General features: G+C 51.3%; 14 protein-coding genes, 4 tRNA genes, 1 rRNA gene and 1 pseudogene. 16 read left to right on the top strand and 4 right to left on the bottom strand.

The window, feature by feature from the left end:
* Positions 1-79 precede the first annotated feature (79 nt).
* The 3 genes from rrf (at position 80) to birA (ending at position 2,434) form a co-directional block, all read left to right on the top strand.
* Positions 80-195 (top strand): 5S ribosomal RNA (gene rrf / locus HV314_RS23870).
* Between the two features lie 251 nt (positions 196-446).
* Complete coding sequence (gene murB, locus HV314_RS23865) at positions 447-1,475, top strand: UDP-N-acetylmuramate dehydrogenase (protein WP_047359268.1); 1,029 nt, start codon at positions 447-449, stop codon at positions 1,473-1,475.
* The gene (gene birA, locus HV314_RS23860; RefSeq protein WP_047498825.1) at positions 1,472-2,434 is read left to right on the top strand and encodes a bifunctional biotin--[acetyl-CoA-carboxylase] ligase/biotin operon repressor BirA; all 963 of its coding nucleotides are present in this window, start codon (positions 1,472-1,474) and stop codon (positions 2,432-2,434) included. The genes murB and birA overlap by 4 nt, the downstream gene beginning before the upstream one ends.
* Positions 2,435-2,466: 32 nt before the next feature.
* Here the strand turns inward: birA and coaA are convergent, their stop codons facing one another.
* Together coaA and HV314_RS27460 are read right to left on the bottom strand one after the other, a co-directional pair.
* Complete coding sequence (gene coaA / locus HV314_RS23855; protein ID WP_003031107.1) at positions 2,467-3,417, bottom strand: type I pantothenate kinase; 951 nt, start codon at positions 3,415-3,417, stop codon at positions 2,467-2,469.
* Positions 3,418-3,706: 289 nt separating this feature from the next.
* Positions 3,707-3,787, bottom strand: a pseudogene (locus tag HV314_RS27460) (hypothetical protein); the annotation flags it as partial.
* 19 nt (positions 3,788-3,806) lie between these two features.
* Between HV314_RS27460 and HV314_RS23850 the strand changes: the two are divergent.
* The 13 genes from HV314_RS23850 (at position 3,807) to rpoC (ending at position 17,942) form a co-directional block, all read left to right on the top strand.
* Positions 3,807-3,882, top strand: a tRNA-Thr gene (locus HV314_RS23850).
* Between the two features lie 8 nt (positions 3,883-3,890).
* Positions 3,891-3,975 (top strand) — tRNA-Tyr (locus tag HV314_RS23845).
* A 114-nt stretch (positions 3,976-4,089) separates the two neighbouring features.
* Positions 4,090-4,164, top strand: a tRNA-Gly gene (locus tag HV314_RS23840).
* Positions 4,165-4,169: 5 nt separating this feature from the next.
* Positions 4,170-4,245 (top strand) — tRNA-Thr (locus HV314_RS23835).
* 118 nt (positions 4,246-4,363) lie between these two features.
* Complete coding sequence (tuf, locus tag HV314_RS23830) at positions 4,364-5,548, top strand: elongation factor Tu (RefSeq protein ID WP_003031109.1); 1,185 nt, start codon at positions 4,364-4,366, stop codon at positions 5,546-5,548.
* A gap of 230 nt (positions 5,549-5,778) precedes the next feature.
* Positions 5,779-6,162 (top strand): preprotein translocase subunit SecE, encoded by a 384-nt coding sequence (gene secE, locus HV314_RS23825; RefSeq protein ID WP_003033128.1) that lies wholly within the window; start codon positions 5,779-5,781, stop codon positions 6,160-6,162.
* Position 6,163: 1 nt separating this feature from the next.
* Positions 6,164-6,709 carry a transcription termination/antitermination protein NusG gene (gene nusG, locus HV314_RS23820; RefSeq protein ID WP_003033125.1) on the top strand — a complete coding sequence of 182 codons (546 nt, stop codon included), beginning with the start codon at positions 6,164-6,166 and terminating at the stop codon, positions 6,707-6,709.
* A 155-nt stretch (positions 6,710-6,864) separates the two neighbouring features.
* Positions 6,865-7,293 carry a 50S ribosomal protein L11 gene (gene rplK / locus HV314_RS23815; protein ID WP_003033122.1) on the top strand — a complete coding sequence of 143 codons (429 nt, stop codon included), beginning with the start codon at positions 6,865-6,867 and terminating at the stop codon, positions 7,291-7,293.
* A 3-nt stretch (positions 7,294-7,296) separates the two neighbouring features.
* The gene (gene rplA, locus HV314_RS23810) at positions 7,297-8,004 is read left to right on the top strand and encodes a 50S ribosomal protein L1 (protein ID WP_016155300.1); all 708 of its coding nucleotides are present in this window, start codon (positions 7,297-7,299) and stop codon (positions 8,002-8,004) included.
* 359 nt (positions 8,005-8,363) lie between these two features.
* Positions 8,364-8,861 (top strand): 50S ribosomal protein L10, encoded by a 498-nt coding sequence (gene rplJ / locus HV314_RS23805; protein WP_005132895.1) that lies wholly within the window; start codon positions 8,364-8,366, stop codon positions 8,859-8,861.
* Between the two features lie 66 nt (positions 8,862-8,927).
* Positions 8,928-9,293, top strand: coding sequence for a 50S ribosomal protein L7/L12 (rplL, locus tag HV314_RS23800; protein WP_000028882.1), 366 nt, complete (start codon positions 8,928-8,930; stop codon positions 9,291-9,293).
* A gap of 320 nt (positions 9,294-9,613) precedes the next feature.
* Positions 9,614-13,642, top strand: coding sequence for a DNA-directed RNA polymerase subunit beta (rpoB, locus tag HV314_RS23795; protein ID WP_181546863.1), 4,029 nt, complete (start codon positions 9,614-9,616; stop codon positions 13,640-13,642).
* A 76-nt stretch (positions 13,643-13,718) separates the two neighbouring features.
* On the top strand, positions 13,719-17,942 hold the full coding sequence (gene rpoC, locus HV314_RS23790; RefSeq protein WP_016155301.1) for a DNA-directed RNA polymerase subunit beta': 4,224 nt from the start codon (positions 13,719-13,721) through the stop codon (positions 17,940-17,942).
* 148 nt (positions 17,943-18,090) lie between these two features.
* Here rpoC and HV314_RS23785 read toward each other — a convergent pair whose 3' ends face one another.
* On the bottom strand, positions 18,091-18,408 hold the full coding sequence (locus HV314_RS23785) for a PTS lactose/cellobiose transporter subunit IIA (RefSeq protein ID WP_016155302.1): 318 nt from the start codon (positions 18,406-18,408) through the stop codon (positions 18,091-18,093).
* A 4-nt stretch (positions 18,409-18,412) separates the two neighbouring features.
* On the bottom strand, positions 18,413-18,718 hold the full coding sequence (locus tag HV314_RS23780) for a PTS sugar transporter subunit IIB (RefSeq protein WP_181546861.1): 306 nt from the start codon (positions 18,716-18,718) through the stop codon (positions 18,413-18,415).
* Between the last annotated feature and the right edge of the window lie 239 nt (positions 18,719-18,957).

Raw genomic sequence — 18,957 nt, 5'->3', positions numbered from 1 at the left:
GGCGGATGAGACATCGAAATTCAGCTTGATTACAGATTACATCGACAGACCCGAGAGGTGTGTTGATAAACAGAATTTGCCTGGCGGCTGTAGCGCGGTGGTCCCACCTGACCCCATGCCGAACTCAGAAGTGAAACGCCGTAGCGCCGATGGTAGTGTGGGGTCTCCCCATGCGAGAGTAGGGAACTGCCAGGCATCAAACAAGTGAAGAAGCCCATCCTGCCGGATGGGCTTTTTTGCGTCTGCAGGGAGTGAGAACTGCCGGATGCGGCGTGCCGCCTTATCCGGCCAGCGTCTGTTATTACCGGATACAGCGCCTGTAAACCTTATTCTGCCTGTGATTGCAGCCTCATCGGTTGCAAAGCAACATCCTAAGCTTCCATAACACAAGCCATCCCGCTGCATATACGGTAAACTAAGCGCGATTTTGCATCAGGAAAGCGTCTATGAATCACTCCCTTAAAGCCTGGAACACCTTCGGTATCGATCAACAAGCTAATGTGCTTGTCTGTGCTGAAAATGCGCAACAACTACTAAATGCCTGGCAATCAGCCAATGCATCACATCATCCAGTGCTAATCCTGGGCGAAGGGAGTAACGTCCTGTTTCTTGATGCCTTCCATGGAACGGTGATCGTCAACCGTATCAAGGGAATAGCGATTACAGAACAACCTGATGCGTGGCATTTGCACGTAGGCGCGGGTGAAAACTGGCATCATCTGGTAGAGCATACGCTGCAGCAAAGCATGCCCGGGCTGGAAAATCTGGCGCTGATCCCCGGCTGCGTGGGTTCATCGCCAATCCAGAATATTGGTGCCTATGGCGTAGAACTGCGGCGCGTCTGCGAATACGTGGACTGCGTAGAGCTTTCGACCGGCAAACATCTGCGCGTCAGCGCCGCAGAATGCCGATTTGGTTACCGTGACAGTATCTTCAAACATGAGTATCAGGATCGTTTTGCGATTGTAGCTGTTGGTCTGCGCTTACCTAAACAGTGGCAACCCGTTCTCACATACGGTGACCTGACGCGTCTTGATCCTGCCACGGTAACGCCTCGGCAGGTTTTTGATTCTGTTTGCCATATGCGCACCACAAAACTGCCCGATCCAAAAGTAAACGGGAATGCGGGGAGTTTCTTTAAAAACCCGGTTGTCACCGCGGACATTGCGCAGGAGCTCTTGGTGAAATTCCCGACTGCACCTCATTACCCGCAGGCTGATGGCTCTGTGAAACTAGCTGCTGGCTGGCTTATCGATCAATGTCAGCTAAAAGGCATGCGCATTGGTGGCGCAGCGGTACATCAGCAGCAGGCACTGGTGCTGATCAATGCAGGCCATGCTACGAGTCAGGATGTGGTGCAACTGGCGCATCACGTACGCCAAAAAGTCGGTGAGAAATTCAATGTCTGGCTTGAACCGGAAGTCCGGTTTATTGGCCCACTGGGTGAAGTGAATGCCGTGGAGATCGTTGCATGAAGGATAATACCGTCCCCCTGACGCTTATTTCATTATTAGCCGATGGCGAATTTCACTCTGGTGAGCAACTCGGTGAAAAGCTGGGAATGAGCCGTGCGGCAATCAATAAACATGTCCAGACTCTACGTGACTGGGGTGTTGATGTATTTACTGTCCCTGGTAAAGGATACAGCTTACCTGAACCTATCCAGCTATTAGATTCATCACTTATTTATTCTCAGCTGGATGGCGGGAATATAACGGTCCTGCCGGTTATCGACTCAACCAATCAGTACCTGATGGATCGAATTGGTCAACTGGAGTCAGGGGACGCCTGCGTCGCTGAGTATCAGCAGGCCGGTCGTGGTCGTCGTGGACGTAAATGGTTCTCTCCCTTTGGCGCCAATCTGTACCTTTCAATGTTCTGGCGACTGGAACAAGGACCGGCAGCCGCGATTGGCCTGAGCCTGGTGATTGGTATTGTCATGGCTGAGGTTTTACGCGATCTGGGCGCGGATAAAGTACGTGTTAAATGGCCGAACGACCTCTATTTGCTCGACCGTAAACTGGCAGGGATCCTGGTTGAACTCACCGGAAAAACGGGCGATGCCGCACAGATTGTTATTGGGGCGGGTATAAACATGTCCATGCGTCGTGTTGAGGAGAATGTGGTTAATCAAGGCTGGATTAATCTGCAGGAGGCGGGTATTACCATTGACCGCAATACTCTGGCTGCCCGACTGATCCGCGAGCTGCGCGCTGCCCTGGTACTGTTTGAGCATGAGGGCCTGGCGCCGTATTTGTCCCGCTGGAGGGCGCTGGATAACTTTATCGACCGCCCTGTTAAACTCATTATTGGTGATAAAGAAATATTTGGCGTATCTCGTGGAATAGATGCGCAAGGTGCATTACTACTCGAACAAAATGGCGTGATAAAACCCTGGATGGGTGGGGAAATATCGCTTAGAAGCGCTGAATAATAAGAAGGGGAGCTATGGCTCCCCTTTATTTTTTATTTTCGTAATCTGACTTGCTCAACGGCATGATTGGCGCTTTTCGTCATGATTAAGCTGGCTCGCTCACGCGTTGGTAAAATATTCTGTTTTAAATTCAACCAGTTGATTTCTTTCCACAGCGATGTGGCCGTGTTGATTGCCTCGTCTTCCGACAATTTCGCATAGTTATGGAAATAAGAGTCTGGGTTGGTAAATGCCCCTTCGCGGAATTTCAGGAAGCGGTTGATATACCACGTCTGGAGTAATTCTTCTGGCGCATCCACATAAATAGAAAAGTCGACAAAGTCAGAAACAAATACATGATGTGGATCGTGAGGATAGTCCATCCCGCTTTGTAATACATTGAGCCCTTCGAGGATTAATATGTCGGGCTGGGCAACGGTTTTGTCGCCATCAGGGATCACATCATAAATCAGATGAGAATAGACCGGTGCCGTAACGTTGGGGACGCCAGACTTTAGATCGGAAACGAATTTAACCAGACGGTGCATATCATAGGACTGAGGAAAGCCTTTCTTCTTCATGAGCCCACGATCTTTCAACACCTGGTTAGGATGAAGAAAACCGTCGGTAGTGATCAGCTCAACCTTACGATGCTCGGGCCAGCGACTCAGCAACGCTTGCAACACACGTGCAGTCGTACTTTTGCCGACGGCGACGCTGCCAGCAATGCTAATAATATAAGGAATACGCTCGCCGTTGGTGCCTAAAAATTGCTCCAGCACAGCCTGACGCCGCAGGTTCGAACTGATGTAAAAATTTAGCAAACGCGATAATGGTAAATAAATCTCAGCAACTTCTTCCAGCGATAAGTCTTCGTTAATGCCTTTCAGACGAGCAATCTCTTCCTCGGTCAGAGTCATCGGCACGGAATCACGAAGCGCAGCCCACTGGTTGCGATCAAACTGTAGGTAAGGCGACGTTAACGCTTGCTCTTTTATACTCATACGCATGGTCTGGCTGTCATTGCTATATCAGGTCTGCGGTAAAAAACGAAATCATCCCCGGTACGCAATGGCACGCACATTTCAGTTAATTTGGACAATGGGCAGGAGGGTAACACCAGATGGGAGGGAATAATAAGAAAAAATCGTCCCCTGAAACGCAATGTGACGGCTATTCCAGATGTATAAAGATGCACTTTCTCTCTATTGATAACGGCATGCGGGAGCAAAATGCCTTCTGGGAGCGCGGCTGACGTTGGAAATTTGTTCAATTCGAAGAAGAAATAGATTATTTATCGGTCGTATAGAGCAAAATGTGAGCGATAGAACATTTTATGCAATTTTTTAGTTGCATGAGTGCGCATGTCTCCATAAAATGCGCGCTACTTGATGCCGACTTAGCTCAGTAGGTAGAGCAACTGACTTGTAATCAGTAGGTCACCAGTTCGATTCCGGTAGTCGGCACCATCAAGTCCGGTGGGGTTCCCGAGCGGCCAAAGGGAGCAGACTGTAAATCTGCCGTCACAGACTTCGAAGGTTCGAATCCTTCCCCCACCACCACTTTCTGGCAGCGTTATCGCTGCCTGAGTTGGTTAAAAAATTAATCAGCTCGAATAAAAAAGAGAGAAATCTCTTTTTTATTACAGAAAGAACTGGGTAGCCGAGTTTCAGGATGCGGGCATCGTATAATGGCTATTACCTCAGCCTTCCAAGCTGATGATGCGGGTTCGATTCCCGCTGCCCGCTCCAGACGTGCTGATATGGCTCAGTTGGTAGAGCGCACCCTTGGTAAGGGTGAGGTCCCCAGTTCGACTCTGGGTATCAGCACCACTTCACTTCTCCTTCCCGTTTCTCTCTGTTTACTTTTAAAAGCATTCAACAGCTCAGGCATATGGCCTGGTTGATGTGGTGATATCACCGATTTATCCGTGTCTTAGAGGGACAATCGATGTCTAAAGAAAAATTTGAACGTACAAAACCGCACGTTAACGTCGGTACTATCGGCCACGTTGACCATGGTAAAACAACGCTGACCGCTGCAATCACTACCGTACTGGCTAAAACCTACGGCGGTGCTGCTCGTGCATTCGACCAGATCGATAACGCGCCGGAAGAAAAAGCTCGTGGTATCACCATCAACACTTCTCACGTTGAATATGACACCCCGACTCGCCACTACGCACACGTAGACTGCCCGGGCCACGCCGACTATGTTAAAAACATGATCACCGGTGCTGCGCAGATGGACGGCGCGATCCTGGTTGTTGCTGCGACTGACGGCCCGATGCCGCAGACTCGTGAGCACATCCTGCTGGGTCGTCAGGTAGGCGTTCCGTACATCATCGTGTTCCTGAACAAATGCGACATGGTTGATGACGAAGAGCTGCTGGAACTGGTAGAAATGGAAGTTCGTGAACTTCTGTCTCAGTACGATTTCCCGGGCGACGACACTCCGATCGTTCGTGGTTCTGCTCTGAAAGCGCTGGAAGGCGAAGCTGAGTGGGAAGCGAAAATCATCGAACTGGCTGGCTTCCTGGATTCTTACATCCCAGAACCAGAGCGTGCGATTGACAAGCCGTTCCTGCTGCCTATCGAAGACGTATTCTCCATCTCCGGTCGTGGTACCGTTGTTACCGGTCGTGTAGAGCGCGGTATCATCAAAGTTGGTGAAGAAGTTGAAATCGTTGGTATCAAAGAGACTGCTAAGTCTACCTGTACTGGCGTTGAAATGTTCCGCAAACTGCTGGACGAAGGCCGTGCTGGTGAGAACGTTGGTGTTCTGCTGCGTGGTATCAAACGTGAAGAAATCGAACGTGGTCAGGTACTGGCTAAGCCGGGCTCTATCAAGCCGCACACCAAGTTCGAATCTGAAGTGTACATTCTGTCCAAAGACGAAGGCGGCCGTCATACTCCGTTCTTCAAAGGCTACCGTCCGCAGTTCTACTTCCGTACTACTGACGTGACTGGTACTATCGAACTGCCGGAAGGCGTTGAGATGGTAATGCCGGGCGACAACATCAAAATGGTTGTTACCCTGATCCACCCAATCGCGATGGACGACGGTCTGCGTTTCGCAATCCGTGAAGGCGGCCGTACTGTTGGTGCGGGCGTTGTTGCCAAAGTAATGAGCTAATTGCCGAATAACATTTGACGCAATGCGCAATAAAAGGGCATCATTTGATGCCCTTTTTGCACGCTTTCACACCAGAACCTGGCTCATCAGTGATTTTATTTGTCATAATCATTGCTGAGACAGGCTCTGAAGAGGGCGTTTAGTCCGAAACGCACCAGAGCATTTCGGTTTGGATCGCCTCGCTTACGCGGGGTGAAAATGTTTGTAGAATACTTCTGACAGGTTGGTTTATGAGTGCGAATACCGAAGCTCAAGGAAGCGGGCGCGGCCTGGAAGCGATGAAGTGGGTTGTTGTCGCTGTATTGCTGCTTGTAGCTATCGTTGGCAACTACCTCTATCGTGACATGATGCTGCCGCTGCGTGCGCTGGCCGTAGTGATTCTGATTGCCGCAGCGGGTGGTGTCGCGCTGTTGACAACAAAAGGTAAAGCGACCGTTGCTTTTGCCCGTGAAGCGAGAACCGAAGTCCGTAAGGTCATTTGGCCAACTCGCCAGGAAACATTGCACACCACATTAATTGTGGCTGCGGTTACCGCAGTAATGTCACTGATCCTGTGGGGACTGGATGGTATTCTGGTTCGCCTGGTATCCTTTATCACTGGCCTGAGGTTCTAAGATGTCTGAAGCCCCTAAAAAGCGCTGGTACGTCGTTCAGGCGTTTTCCGGTTTTGAAGGCCGCGTAGCTACATCGTTGCGCGAATATATCAAGTTACAAAATATGGAAGAGTTGTTTGGCGAAGTCATGGTGCCGACCGAAGAAGTGGTCGAAATCCGTGGCGGTCAGCGTCGCAAGAGCGAACGTAAATTCTTCCCGGGCTATGTATTGGTCCAGATGGTGATGAATGACGCAAGCTGGCACCTGGTGCGCAGCGTGCCGCGTGTGATGGGCTTTATCGGCGGTACATCTGACCGTCCGGCGCCGATCAGCGACAAAGAAGTTGATGCGATCATGAACCGTCTGCAGCAGGTTGGCGACAAGCCGCGTCCGAAAACGATGTTTGAGCCAGGTGAAATGGTTCGCGTTAGCGACGGTCCGTTCGCTGACTTTAACGGCGTGGTTGAAGAAGTGGACTACGAGAAGTCTCGTCTGAAAGTTTCCGTATCTATCTTCGGTCGTGCGACTCCAGTTGAACTGGACTTCGCTCAGGTTGAAAAAGCCTAACACCCCGATCAAAAAAGCGACGATTTAATCGTTGCACAAGGCGCGAGATTGGAATACAATTTCGCGCCTTTTGTTTTTATGGATCCTATCCGTAAAACGAATTTAATCACGGGGAGCCTCCTTGAGGCGTTATAACCCAACTAGAGGAATTTAGAATGGCTAAGAAAGTCCAAGCCTATGTCAAGCTGCAGGTTGCAGCTGGTATGGCTAACCCGAGTCCGCCGGTAGGTCCTGCACTGGGTCAACAAGGCGTGAACATCATGGAATTCTGCAAAGCGTTCAACGCTAAAACTGATTCCATGGAAAAAGGTCTGCCAATCCCGGTTGTTATCACCGTTTACGCTGACCGTTCTTTCACTTTCGTTACCAAAACGCCTCCGGCAGCAGTTCTGCTGAAGAAAGCGGCTGGTATCAAGTCTGGTTCCGGCAAGCCGAACAAAGACAAAGTGGGTAAAATTTCCCGCGCTCAGCTGCAGGAAATCGCGCAGACCAAAGCTGCCGACATGACTGGTTCCGACATTGAAGCGATGACTCGCTCCATTGAAGGTACTGCACGTTCCATGGGCCTGGTAGTGGAGGACTAAGAAATGGCTAAACTGACCAAGCGCATGTCCGTGATCCGTGACAAAGTTGATGCTACTAAGCAGTATGACATCAACGAAGCTATCGCTCTGCTGAAAGAGCTGGCCACTGCTAAATTCGTAGAAAGCGTGGACGTTGCTGTTAACCTCGGCATCGATGCTCGTAAATCTGACCAGAACGTACGTGGTGCAACTGTACTGCCGCACGGTACTGGCCGTTCCGTTCGCGTAGCCGTATTTACCCAGGGTGCAAACGCTGAAGCTGCTAAAGCTGCAGGCGCTGAGCTGGTAGGTATGGAAGATCTGGCTGAACAGATCAAGAAAGGCGAAATGAACTTTGACGTTGTTATTGCTTCCCCGGATGCAATGCGCGTTGTTGGCCAGCTGGGTCAGGTTCTGGGTCCGCGCGGCCTGATGCCAAACCCGAAAGTTGGTACTGTAACTCCTAACGTTGCTGAAGCTGTTAAGAATGCTAAAGCTGGTCAGGTTCGTTACCGTAACGACAAAAACGGCATCATCCACACCACCATCGGTAAAGTGGATTTTGACGCTGACAAACTGAAAGAAAACCTGGAAGCTCTGCTGGTTGCGCTGAAAAAAGCAAAACCGACTCAGGCAAAAGGCGTGTACATCAAGAAAGTTAGCATCTCCACCACCATGGGTGCTGGCGTTGCCGTTGATCAGTCTGGTCTGACTGCGACTGTGGCGAACTAATATTCGCCTTTACGTGGGCGGTGATTTTGTCTACAATCCTACCCCCACGTATTCTGCTAATTGCAGACGTATATCCGAGATATTCAGGCTGTGGCAAGGCAGTCAACGCCGCTACAGATTGAATAGCGACAGATAGAAAAGATTTGTTCGTTGGAGCCTGGCCTAATCCAGGCCTCCGTCGAAGACCGCAGGTGTTTCGTAAGAAACTTAATGCCCTGCGTAGACGGTGACAGAACGCTAAGATTATTTCTGATACTCTGGCTTGTTTCTGCTCACCGTATTTAGACGCTCTCTCCGTTGGGCGGGAGTGAAGTGAGTTCCGGAACATGAGTTCCGGCAAACATCCAGGAGCAAAGCTAATGGCTTTAAATCTTCAAGACAAACAAGCGATTGTTGCTGAAGTCAGCGAAGTAGCCAAAGGCGCGCTGTCTGCAGTAGTTGCGGATTCCCGTGGCGTAACTGTAGATAAAATGACTGAACTGCGTAAAGCAGGTCGTGAAGCTGGCGTATACATGCGTGTTGTTCGTAACACCCTGCTGCGCCGCGTCGTTGAAGGTACTCAGTTCGAGTGCCTGAAAGACACGTTTGTTGGTCCGACCCTGATTGCATACTCTATGGAACACCCGGGCGCTGCTGCTCGTCTGTTCAAAGAGTTCGCGAAAGCGAATGCAAAATTTGAGGTCAAAGCCGCAGCCTTTGAAGGTGAGTTGATTACGGCATCGAATATCGATCGCCTGGCAACTCTGCCGACCTACGAAGAAGCAATTGCACGCCTGATGGCAACCATGAAAGAAGCTTCGGCTGGCAAACTGGTTCGTACTCTGGCTGCTGTACGCGATGCGAAAGAAGCTGCTTAATCGCAGTTATCTTTGTAAAGCATCTGCTTACGTATAAACTTATTCTGATTTTCAGGAACAATTTAAATGTCTATCACTAAAGATCAAATCATTGAAGCAGTATCCGCTATGTCCGTAATGGACGTTGTAGAACTGATTTCTGCAATGGAAGAAAAATTCGGTGTTTCTGCTGCTGCTGCTGTAGCTGTAGCTGCTGGCCCGGCTGAAGCTGCTGAAGAAAAAACTGAATTCGACGTAATTCTGAAAGCTGCAGGCGCTAACAAAGTTGCTGTTATCAAAGCAGTACGTGGCGCAACTGGCCTGGGTCTGAAAGAAGCTAAAGACCTGGTAGAATCTGCACCGGCTGCGCTGAAAGAAGGCGTGAGCAAAGACGACGCAGAAGCACTGAAAAAATCTCTGGAAGAAGCTGGCGCTGAAGTTGAAGTTAAATAAGCCAACTTTTCTGGTTGCAGCCTAAGAAATTAGGCTGATGGCTGGTGACTTTTTAGTCACCAGCCTTTTTGCGCTGTAAGGCGCCAGTAGCATTTCACACTGTTTGACTACTGCTGTGCCTTTCAATGCTTGTTTCTATCGACGTCTTAATATACTGCGACAGAACGTCAGTTCTGTGTAAATCGCAATGAAATGGTTTAAGCGTGATAGCAACAGGCATTGCGGAAAGTATTCGATTTTCCGGTCAACAAAATAGTGTTGCACAAACTGTCCCTTCGTCGGACAGATGGGTCGACTTGTCAGCGAGCTGAGGAACCCTAATGGTTTACTCCTATACCGAGAAAAAACGTATTCGTAAGGATTTTGGTAAACGTCCGCAAGTGTTGGACATACCTTATCTCCTTTCTATCCAGCTTGACTCGTTTCAGAAGTTCATCGAGCAAGATCCTGAAGGGCAGTATGGTCTGGAAGCAGCTTTCCGTTCCGTTTTCCCGATTCAGAGCTACAGCGGTAATTCCGAGCTGCAATACGTCAGCTACCGCCTTGGCGAACCGGTGTTTGACGTTCAGGAATGTCAGATCCGTGGCGTGACCTATTCCGCACCGCTGCGCGTAAAACTGCGCCTGGTGATCTACGAGCGCGAAGCGCCGGAAGGCACCGTAAAAGACATTAAAGAACAAGAAGTCTACATGGGCGAAATTCCGCTCATGACAGACAACGGTACCTTTGTTATCAACGGTACTGAGCGTGTTATCGTTTCTCAGCTGCACCGTAGTCCTGGCGTCTTCTTTGACTCCGACAAAGGTAAAACCCACTCTTCGGGTAAAGTGCTGTATAACGCGCGTATCATCCCTTACCGTGGTTCCTGGCTGGACTTCGAATTCGATCCGAAGGACAACCTGTTCGTACGTATTGACCGTCGCCGTAAACTGCCTGCGACCATTATTCTGCGTGCACTGAACTACAGCACTGAGCAGATCCTTGACCTGTTCTTTGAGAAAGTTGTTTTCGAAATTCGTGACAACAAGCTGCAGATGGAACTGGTGCCGGAACGCCTGCGTGGTGAAACCGCCTCCTTTGACATCGAAGCTAACGGCAAAGTCTACGTCGAAAAAGGCCGTCGCATCACTGCGCGCCACATTCGCCAGCTGGAAAAAGACGATATCAAACATATCGAAGTTCCGGTTGAATACATTGCTGGTAAAGTTGCGGCTAAAGACTACGTTGACGAATCTACTGGCGAGCTGATCTGCGCAGCTAACATGGAGCTGAGTCTGGATCTGCTGGCTAAGCTGAGCCAGTCTGGCCACAAGCGTATCGAAACGCTGTTCACCAACGATCTGGACCACGGTCCGTACATTTCTGAAACTGTACGCGTCGACCCAACCAACGATCGTCTGAGCGCGCTGGTAGAAATCTACCGCATGATGCGCCCTGGTGAGCCGCCGACGCGTGAAGCTGCTGAAAGCCTGTTCGAGAACCTGTTCTTCTCCGAAGACCGCTATGACCTGTCTGCGGTTGGTCGTATGAAGTTCAACCGTTCTCTGCTGCGCGACGAAATCGAAGGTTCCGGTATCCTGAGCAAAGACGACATCATCGAAGTGATGAAGAAGCTCATCGATATCCGTAACGGTAAAGGCGAAGTCGATGATATCGACCACCTCGGTAACCGTCGTATCCGTTCCGTAGGCGAAATGGCGGAAAACCAGTTCCGCGTTGGCCTGGTACGTGTTGAGCGTGCGGTGAAAGAGCGTCTGTCTCTGGGCGATCTGGATACCCTGATGCCTCAGGATATGATCAACGCTAAGCCGATTTCTGCAGCAGTGAAAGAGTTCTTTGGTTCCAGCCAGCTGTCTCAGTTTATGGACCAGAACAACCCGCTGTCTGAGATTACGCACAAACGTCGTATCTCTGCACTCGGCCCAGGCGGTTTGACCCGTGAACGCGCAGGCTTCGAAGTTCGAGACGTACACCCGACTCACTACGGTCGCGTATGTCCAATCGAAACGCCTGAAGGTCCGAACATTGGTCTGATCAACTCCTTGTCTGTGTACGCACAGACTAACGAATACGGCTTCCTCGAGACTCCGTACCGTAAAGTGACCGACGGTGTTGTAACTGACGAAATTCATTACCTGTCTGCTATCGAAGAAGGCAACTACGTTATCGCTCAGGCGAACTCCAACCTGGATGACGAAGGCCACTTTGTAGAAGATCTGGTTACCTGCCGTAGCAAAGGCGAATCCAGCTTGTTCAGCCGTGACCAGGTTGACTACATGGACGTATCCACTCAGCAGGTGGTATCCGTCGGTGCGTCCCTGATCCCGTTCCTGGAACACGATGACGCCAACCGTGCATTGATGGGTGCGAACATGCAACGTCAGGCGGTTCCGACTCTGCGTGCTGATAAGCCGCTGGTTGGTACCGGTATGGAACGTGCTGTTGCCGTTGACTCCGGTGTTACCGCGGTTGCTAAACGTGGCGGTACCGTCCAGTACGTGGATGCTTCCCGTATCGTTATCAAAGTTAACGAAGACGAGATGTACCCGGGCGAAGCAGGTATCGACATTTATAACCTGACCAAATACACCCGTTCTAACCAGAACACCTGTATCAACCAGATGCCTTGCGTATCTCTGGGCGAGCCGGTTGAACGTGGTGATGTGCTGGCAGACGGTCCGTCCACCGACCTCGGTGAACTGGCGCTCGGTCAGAACATGCGCGTGGCATTCATGCCATGGAATGGTTACAACTTCGAAGACTCCATCCTCGTATCTGAGCGTGTTGTCCAGGAAGACCGTTTCACCACCATCCACATTCAGGAACTGGCATGTGTGTCCCGTGACACCAAGCTGGGGCCGGAAGAGATCACCGCTGACATCCCGAACGTGGGTGAAGCTGCGCTCTCCAAACTGGATGAATCCGGTATCGTTTATATCGGCGCGGAAGTAACCGGTGGCGACATTCTGGTTGGTAAGGTAACGCCGAAAGGTGAAACCCAGCTGACGCCAGAAGAGAAGCTGCTGCGTGCGATCTTCGGTGAGAAAGCGTCTGACGTTAAAGACTCTTCTCTGCGCGTGCCAAACGGTGTTTCCGGTACAATTATCGACGTTCAGGTCTTTACTCGCGATGGCGTAGAAAAAGACAAACGTGCGCTGGAAATCGAAGAGATGCAGCTGAAGCAGGCGAAAAAAGACCTGTCTGAAGAACTGCAAATCCTCGAAGCTGGCCTGTTCAGCCGTATCTACGCTGTGCTGGTTTCCGGTGGTGTTGAAGCTGAGAAGCTCGACAAACTGCCGCGCGATCGCTGGTTAGAACTCGGCCTGACCGACGAAGAGAAACAAAATCAGCTGGAACAACTGGCTGAGCAGTACGACGAACTGAAACACGAGTTCGAGAAAAAACTCGAAGCGAAACGCCGTAAAATCACTCAGGGCGACGATCTGGCACCGGGCGTGCTGAAGATTGTTAAGGTTTATCTGGCGGTTAAACGTCGGATCCAGCCTGGTGATAAGATGGCAGGTCGTCACGGTAACAAGGGTGTAATCTCTAAGATCAACCCGATCGAAGATATGCCACACGATGCTAACGGTACGCCGGTAGATATCGTGCTGAACCCGCTGGGCGTACCATCGCGTATGAACATCGGTCAGATCCTTGAAACCCACCTGGGTATGGCTGCGAAAGGTATCGGCGATAAGATCAACGCCATGCTGAAACAGCAGCAGGAAGTCGCGAAACTGCGCGAATTCATCCAGCGTGCTTACGATCTGGGTTCAGATGTTCGTCAGAAAGTTGACCTGAATACCTTCAGCGATGAAGAAGTTCTGCGTCTGGCTGAAAACCTGAAAAAAGGTATGCCGATCGCAACGCCGGTGTTCGACGGTGCGAAAGAGTCTGAAATCAAGGAACTGTTACAGCTGGGTGGCCTGCCGACTTCCGGTCAGATCACACTGTTCGACGGTCGTACCGGTGAGCAGTTCGAGCGCCAGGTTACCGTTGGCTACATGTACATGCTGAAACTGAACCACTTGGTTGATGACAAGATGCATGCGCGTTCTACCGGTTCTTACAGCCTGGTTACTCAGCAGCCGCTGGGTGGTAAGGCTCAGTTCGGTGGTCAGCGCTTCGGGGAGATGGAAGTGTGGGCGCTTGAAGCATACGGCGCGGCATACACCCTGCAGGAAATGCTCACCGTTAAGTCTGATGACGTGAACGGTCGTACTAAGATGTATAAAAACATCGTGGACGGCAACCATCAGATGGAACCAGGCATGCCGGAATCCTTCAACGTACTGTTGAAAGAGATTCGTTCGCTGGGTATCAACATCGAGCTGGAAGACGAGTAACTCTCGATCAAACAGGTCACTGGTGCTGGCGTAACAGCCAGCGCCAGATTGTGCTAACTCCGACGGGAGCAAATCCGTGAAAGATTTATTAAAGTTTCTGAAAGCGCAGACTAAAACCGAAGAGTTTGATGCGATCAAAATTGCTCTGGCCTCGCCAGACATGATCCGTTCATGGTCTTTCGGTGAAGTTAAGAAGCCGGAAACCATCAACTACCGTACGTTCAAACCTGAACGTGACGGCCTTTTCTGCGCCCGTATCTTTGGGCCGGTAAAAGACTATGAGTGCCTGTGCGGTAAGTACAAGCGCCTGAAACACCGCGGTGTGATCTGTGAGAAGTGCGGCGTTGAAGTGACCCAGACTAAAGTACGCCGTGAGCGTATGGGCCACATCGAGCTGGCGTCTCCGACCGCTCACATCTGGTTCCTGAAATCTCTGCCGTCCCGTATCGGTCTGCTGCTCGATATGCCGCTGCGCGATATCGAACGCGTACTGTACTTCGAATCTTATGTGGTTATCGAAGGCGGTATGACTAACCTGGAACGTCAACAGATCCTGACTGAAGAGCAGTATCTGGACGCGCTGGAAGAGTTCGGTGACGAATTCGACGCGAAGATGGGTGCGGAAGCAATCCAGGCCCTGCTGAAGAGCATGGATCTGGAGCAAGAGTGCGAAACTCTGCGCGAAGAGCTGAACGAAACCAACTCCGAAACCAAGCGTAAGAAGCTGACCAAACGTATCAAACTGCTGGAAGCATTCGTACAGTCTGGCAACAAGCCAGAGTGGATGATCCTGACCGTTCTGCCGGTTCTGCCGCCAGATCTGCGTCCGCTGGTTCCGCTGGATGGTGGTCGTTTCGCAACATCAGATTTGAACGATCTGTACCGTCGCGTGATCAACCGTAACAACCGTCTGAAACGTCTGCTGGATCTGGCTGCGCCGGACATCATCGTACGTAACGAAAAACGTATGCTGCAGGAAGCGGTTGACGCCCTGCTGGATAACGGTCGTCGCGGTCGTGCGATCACCGGTTCTAACAAACGTCCTCTGAAATCTTTGGCCGATATGATCAAAGGTAAACAGGGTCGTTTCCGTCAGAACCTGCTCGGTAAGCGTGTTGACTACTCCGGTCGTTCTGTAATCACCGTAGGTCCATACCTGCGTCTGCATCAGTGCGGTCTGCCGAAGAAAATGGCACTGGAACTGTTCAAACCGTTCATTTACGGCAAGCTGGAACTGCGTGGCCTGGCCACCACCATCAAAGCCGCTAAGAAAATGGTTGAGCGTGAAGAAGCTGTCGTTTGGGATATCCTGGACGAAGTTATCCGCGAACACCCGGTACTGCTGAACCGTGCACCAACCCTGCACCGTCTGGGGATCCAGGCATTTGAACCGGTACTGATCGAAGGTAAAGCTATCCAGCTGCACCCGCTGGTTTGTGCGGCATATAACGCCGACTTCGATGGTGACCAGATGGCTGTTCACGTACCGCTGACGCTGGAAGCCCAGCTCGAAGCGCGTGCGCTGATGATGTCTACCAACAACATCCTGTCTCCGGCGAACGGCGAACCTATCATCGTTCCGTCTCAGGACGTTGTATTGGGTCTGTACTACATGACCCGTGACTGTGTTAACGCCAAAGGCGAAGGCATGGTGCTGACTGGCCCGAAAGAAGCTGAGCGTATCTATCGCGCAGGTCTGGCCTCTCTGCATGCGCGCGTTAAAGTGCGTATCACTGAATACGAAAAAGATGAAAACGGCGAATTCGTTGCGCACACCAGCCTGAAAGACACGACCGTTGGTCGCGCCATTCTGTGGATGATCGTACCGAAAGGTCTGCCTTTCTCCATCGTCAACCAGGCGCTGGGCAAGAAAGCAATCTCCAAAATGCTGAACACCTGTTACCGCATTCTGGGCCTGAAGCCGACGGTTATCTTCGCTGACCAGACAATGTACACCGGCTTTGCTTATGCAGCGCGTTCAGGTGCATCTGTTGGTATTGATGACATGGTCATCCCAGAGAAGAAACACGAGATCATCTCTGAAGCGGAAGCTGAAGTTGCTGAGATCCAGGAGCAGTTCCAGTCTGGTCTGGTAACCGCGGGCGAACGCTATAACAAAGTTATCGATATCTGGGCTGCGGCGAACGATCGTGTATCCAAAGCGATGATGGATAACCTGCAAACCGAAACCGTGATTAACCGTGACGGCGTAGAAGAGCAGCAGGTTTCCTTCAACAGCATCTACATGATGGCCGACTCCGGTGCGCGTGGTTCTGCAGCACAGATTCGTCAGCTGGCCGGTATGCGTGGTCTGATGGCTAAGCCAGATGGCTCCATCATCGAAACGCCAATCACCGCGAACTTCCGTGAAGGTCTGAACGTACTCCAGTACTTCATCTCTACTCACGGTGCTCGTAAAGGTCTGGCGGATACCGCACTGAAAACAGCGAACTCCGGTTATCTGACTCGTCGTCTGGTTGACGTCGCGCAGGACTTGGTTGTTACTGAAGACGATTGCGGCACGCTGGAAGGCATCACCATGACCCCGGTTATCGAGGGTGGTGACGTTAAAGAACCGCTGCGCGATCGCGTTCTGGGTCGTGTGACTGCTGAAGACGTTCTGAAGCCGGGTACGGCGGATATTCTGGTTCCACGCAACACGCTGCTGCACGAACAGTGGTGTGACCTGCTGGAAGAGAACTCCGTTGACTCCGTCAAAGTCCGTTCCGTTGTATCCTGTGACACCGACTTTGGTGTATGTGCGCACTGCTATGGTCGTGACCTGGCGCGTGGCCACATCATCAATAAAGGTGAAGCAATCGGCGTTATCGCGGCACAGTCCATCGGTGAACCGGGTACACAGCTGACGATGCGTACGTTCCACATCGGTGGTGCGGCATCTCGTGCGGCTGCTGAATCCAGCATCCAGGTGAAAAACAAAGGTAGCATCCGTCTGAGCAATGCGAAGTCGGTTGTTAACTCCAGCGGTAAACTGGTTATCACCTCACGTAACACCGAACTGAAACTGATCGACGAATTCGGCCGTACCAAAGAAAGCTATAAAGTGCCTTACGGCTCCGTTATGGCGAAAGGTGATGGCGAACAGGTTGCTGGCGGCGAAACCGTAGCGAACTGGGATCCGCACACTATGCCGGTTATCACCGAAGTGAGTGGTTTCGTCCGCTTTACTGACATGATCGACGGCCAGACCATTACTCGTCAGACCGACGAGCTGACCGGTCTGTCTTCTCTGGTGGTTCTGGATTCTGCAGAACGTACTGCGGGTGGTAAAGACCTGCGTCCGGCACTGAAAATTGTTGATGCTCAGGGCAACGACGTTCTGATCCCAGGCACCGATATGCCTGCTCAGTACTTCCTGCCGGGTAAAGCGATTGTTCAGCTGGAAGATGGCGTACAGATCAGTTCTGGTGACACCCTGGCGCGTGTTCCGCAGGAATCCGGCGGTACCAAGGATATCACCGGTGGTCTGCCGCGCGTTGCGGACCTGTTCGAAGCACGTCGTCCGAAAGAGCCGGCAATCCTGGCTGAAATCAGCGGCATCATTTCCTTCGGTAAAGAAACCAAAGGTAAACGTCGTCTGGTTATCACCCCGGTAGACGGTAGCGAGCCGTACGAAGAGATGATTCCGAAATGGCGTCAGCTCAACGTGTTCGAAGGTGAACGTGTAGAACGTGGTGACGTTGTTTCCGACGGTCCGGAAGCGCCGCACGACATCCTGCGTCTGCGTGGTGTGCATGCTGTAACTCGTTATATCGTTAACGAAGTTCAGGACGTATACCGTCTGCAGGGCGTTAAGATTAACGATAAGCACATCGAAGTTATCGTTCGTCAGATGCTGCGTAAAGCCACCATCGAAAGCGCTGGTAGCTCCGACTTCCTGGAAGGCGAGCAGGTTGAATACTCCCGCGTCAAGATTGCTAACCGCGATCTGGAAGCGAACGGCAAAGTGGGTGCAACATTCTCCCGCGATCTGCTGGGTATCACCAAAGCGTCTCTGGCGACCGAGTCCTTCATCTCTGCTGCATCGTTCCAGGAAACCACGCGTGTCCTGACCGAAGCCGCTGTTGCAGGTAAACGTGATGAACTGCGCGGTCTGAAAGAGAACGTTATCGTGGGTCGTCTGATCCCGGCGGGTACCGGTTATGCGTACCACCAGGATCGTATGCGCCGCCGCGCAGCGGGCGAACTGCCAGCTGCTCCGCAGGTGACTGCTGAAGATGCGTCTGCCAGCCTGGCAGAACTGCTGAACGCAGGCCTGGGCGGTTCTGACAACGATTAATCGTTGCTGACGCTAATAAAAAAACCCGCTTCTGCGGGTTTTTTTATGTCGATGGATTTAAGATGTATTATGTTGATCGGATAAGGCATCAGCTGCCATCCGGCATGATGACGCCAGGCTTATGAGGCCTACGGCTTACGCCATCCGATCAGTTTACTGGCGGTAAGCGTCGATACAGTTCAATCATATCGCCTGCCAGATCCTGAATCACCATGGCATTCATCAGGTGGTCCTGCGAATGGACGGTGATGAGATTAACCGGTAGTTTGCCAGTGCCTTCGTCAATTCCGATCAGCTGGGTTTGGATTTTATGCGCTTGTTTAACATACTCGCGTGATTCCATCATCGCGTGTTCTGCCCCGGCGAAATCACCTTTACGCGCCAGTTGCAACGCCGTCAGGGCTTGACTGCGCGCAGCTCCGGCGTTTACCAATAATTCCATGATGATCGTTTCTAACTCTTCCATGCCATCACTCCAGTAGTTTCAGCGCGTTGTCCAGTACCGCATCGCCTTTCATCATGCCGTAATCCATCATATCGATAACGGCGACTTTTTTTCCTAGCGGGTCGGCGAGCGCCTGCAGCTTGGCCTGTTCATACTTAACCTGTGGGCCGAGCAATACGATATCCGCAGTGGCGATATTCTCTTCAAACTCAGCCACCGGGACCGCTTTGATAGTGACGTCGACTCCTTTTTTCTGGGCGGCATCTTTCATCTTTTGCACCAGCATGCTGGTGGACATTCCGGCGGCACAGCATAAAACGATGTTTTTCATAAGCAGTCTCGATCAACATGTGTGGGGTGATAATTATCGCGAGCCAGCCGCAGCAACAACTGCTTTGCAACGATTGTGTGCAAGGCATCACAAAGAAAGTTACTTTTTCTGAAACCGGTTACAAAAAGAGGCTCAACCCTACGATCTGGCCCTGGGTTGGCGATTGTTGACCCATTTATCATATGCAGGAATATATAATCACTGTTAATAAAGACATGTTATAAAAAACAGTATTGACA

The sequence above is a fragment of the Citrobacter sp. RHBSTW-00887 genome, assembly GCF_013728095.1.
In the GTDB taxonomy this organism is placed as follows: Bacteria; Pseudomonadota; Gammaproteobacteria; order Enterobacterales; family Enterobacteriaceae; genus Citrobacter; species Citrobacter braakii.
This window is presented reverse-complemented; position numbering and strand designations above follow the sequence as displayed.

Coding starts and splice junctions, on each gene's coding strand:
- murB (WP_047359268.1), top strand. CDS start 447: ATGAATCACTCCCTTAAAGCCTGGAACACCTTCGGTATCGATCAACAA.
- rplL (WP_000028882.1), top strand. CDS start 8,928: ATGTCTATCACTAAAGATCAAATCATTGAAGCAGTATCCGCTATGTCC.
- HV314_RS23785 (WP_016155302.1), bottom strand. CDS start 18,408: ATGGAAGAGTTAGAAACGATCATCATGGAATTATTGGTAAACGCCGGA.
- nusG (WP_003033125.1), top strand. CDS start 6,164: ATGTCTGAAGCCCCTAAAAAGCGCTGGTACGTCGTTCAGGCGTTTTCC.
- HV314_RS23780 (WP_181546861.1), bottom strand. CDS start 18,718: ATGAAAAACATCGTTTTATGCTGTGCCGCCGGAATGTCCACCAGCATG.
- coaA (WP_003031107.1), bottom strand. CDS start 3,417: ATGAGTATAAAAGAGCAAGCGTTAACGTCGCCTTACCTACAGTTTGAT.
- rplA (WP_016155300.1), top strand. CDS start 7,297: ATGGCTAAACTGACCAAGCGCATGTCCGTGATCCGTGACAAAGTTGAT.
- rplK (WP_003033122.1), top strand. CDS start 6,865: ATGGCTAAGAAAGTCCAAGCCTATGTCAAGCTGCAGGTTGCAGCTGGT.
- rpoB (WP_181546863.1), top strand. CDS start 9,614: ATGGTTTACTCCTATACCGAGAAAAAACGTATTCGTAAGGATTTTGGT.
- tuf (WP_003031109.1), top strand. CDS start 4,364: ATGTCTAAAGAAAAATTTGAACGTACAAAACCGCACGTTAACGTCGGT.
- secE (WP_003033128.1), top strand. CDS start 5,779: ATGAGTGCGAATACCGAAGCTCAAGGAAGCGGGCGCGGCCTGGAAGCG.
- rplJ (WP_005132895.1), top strand. CDS start 8,364: ATGGCTTTAAATCTTCAAGACAAACAAGCGATTGTTGCTGAAGTCAGC.
- birA (WP_047498825.1), top strand. CDS start 1,472: ATGAAGGATAATACCGTCCCCCTGACGCTTATTTCATTATTAGCCGAT.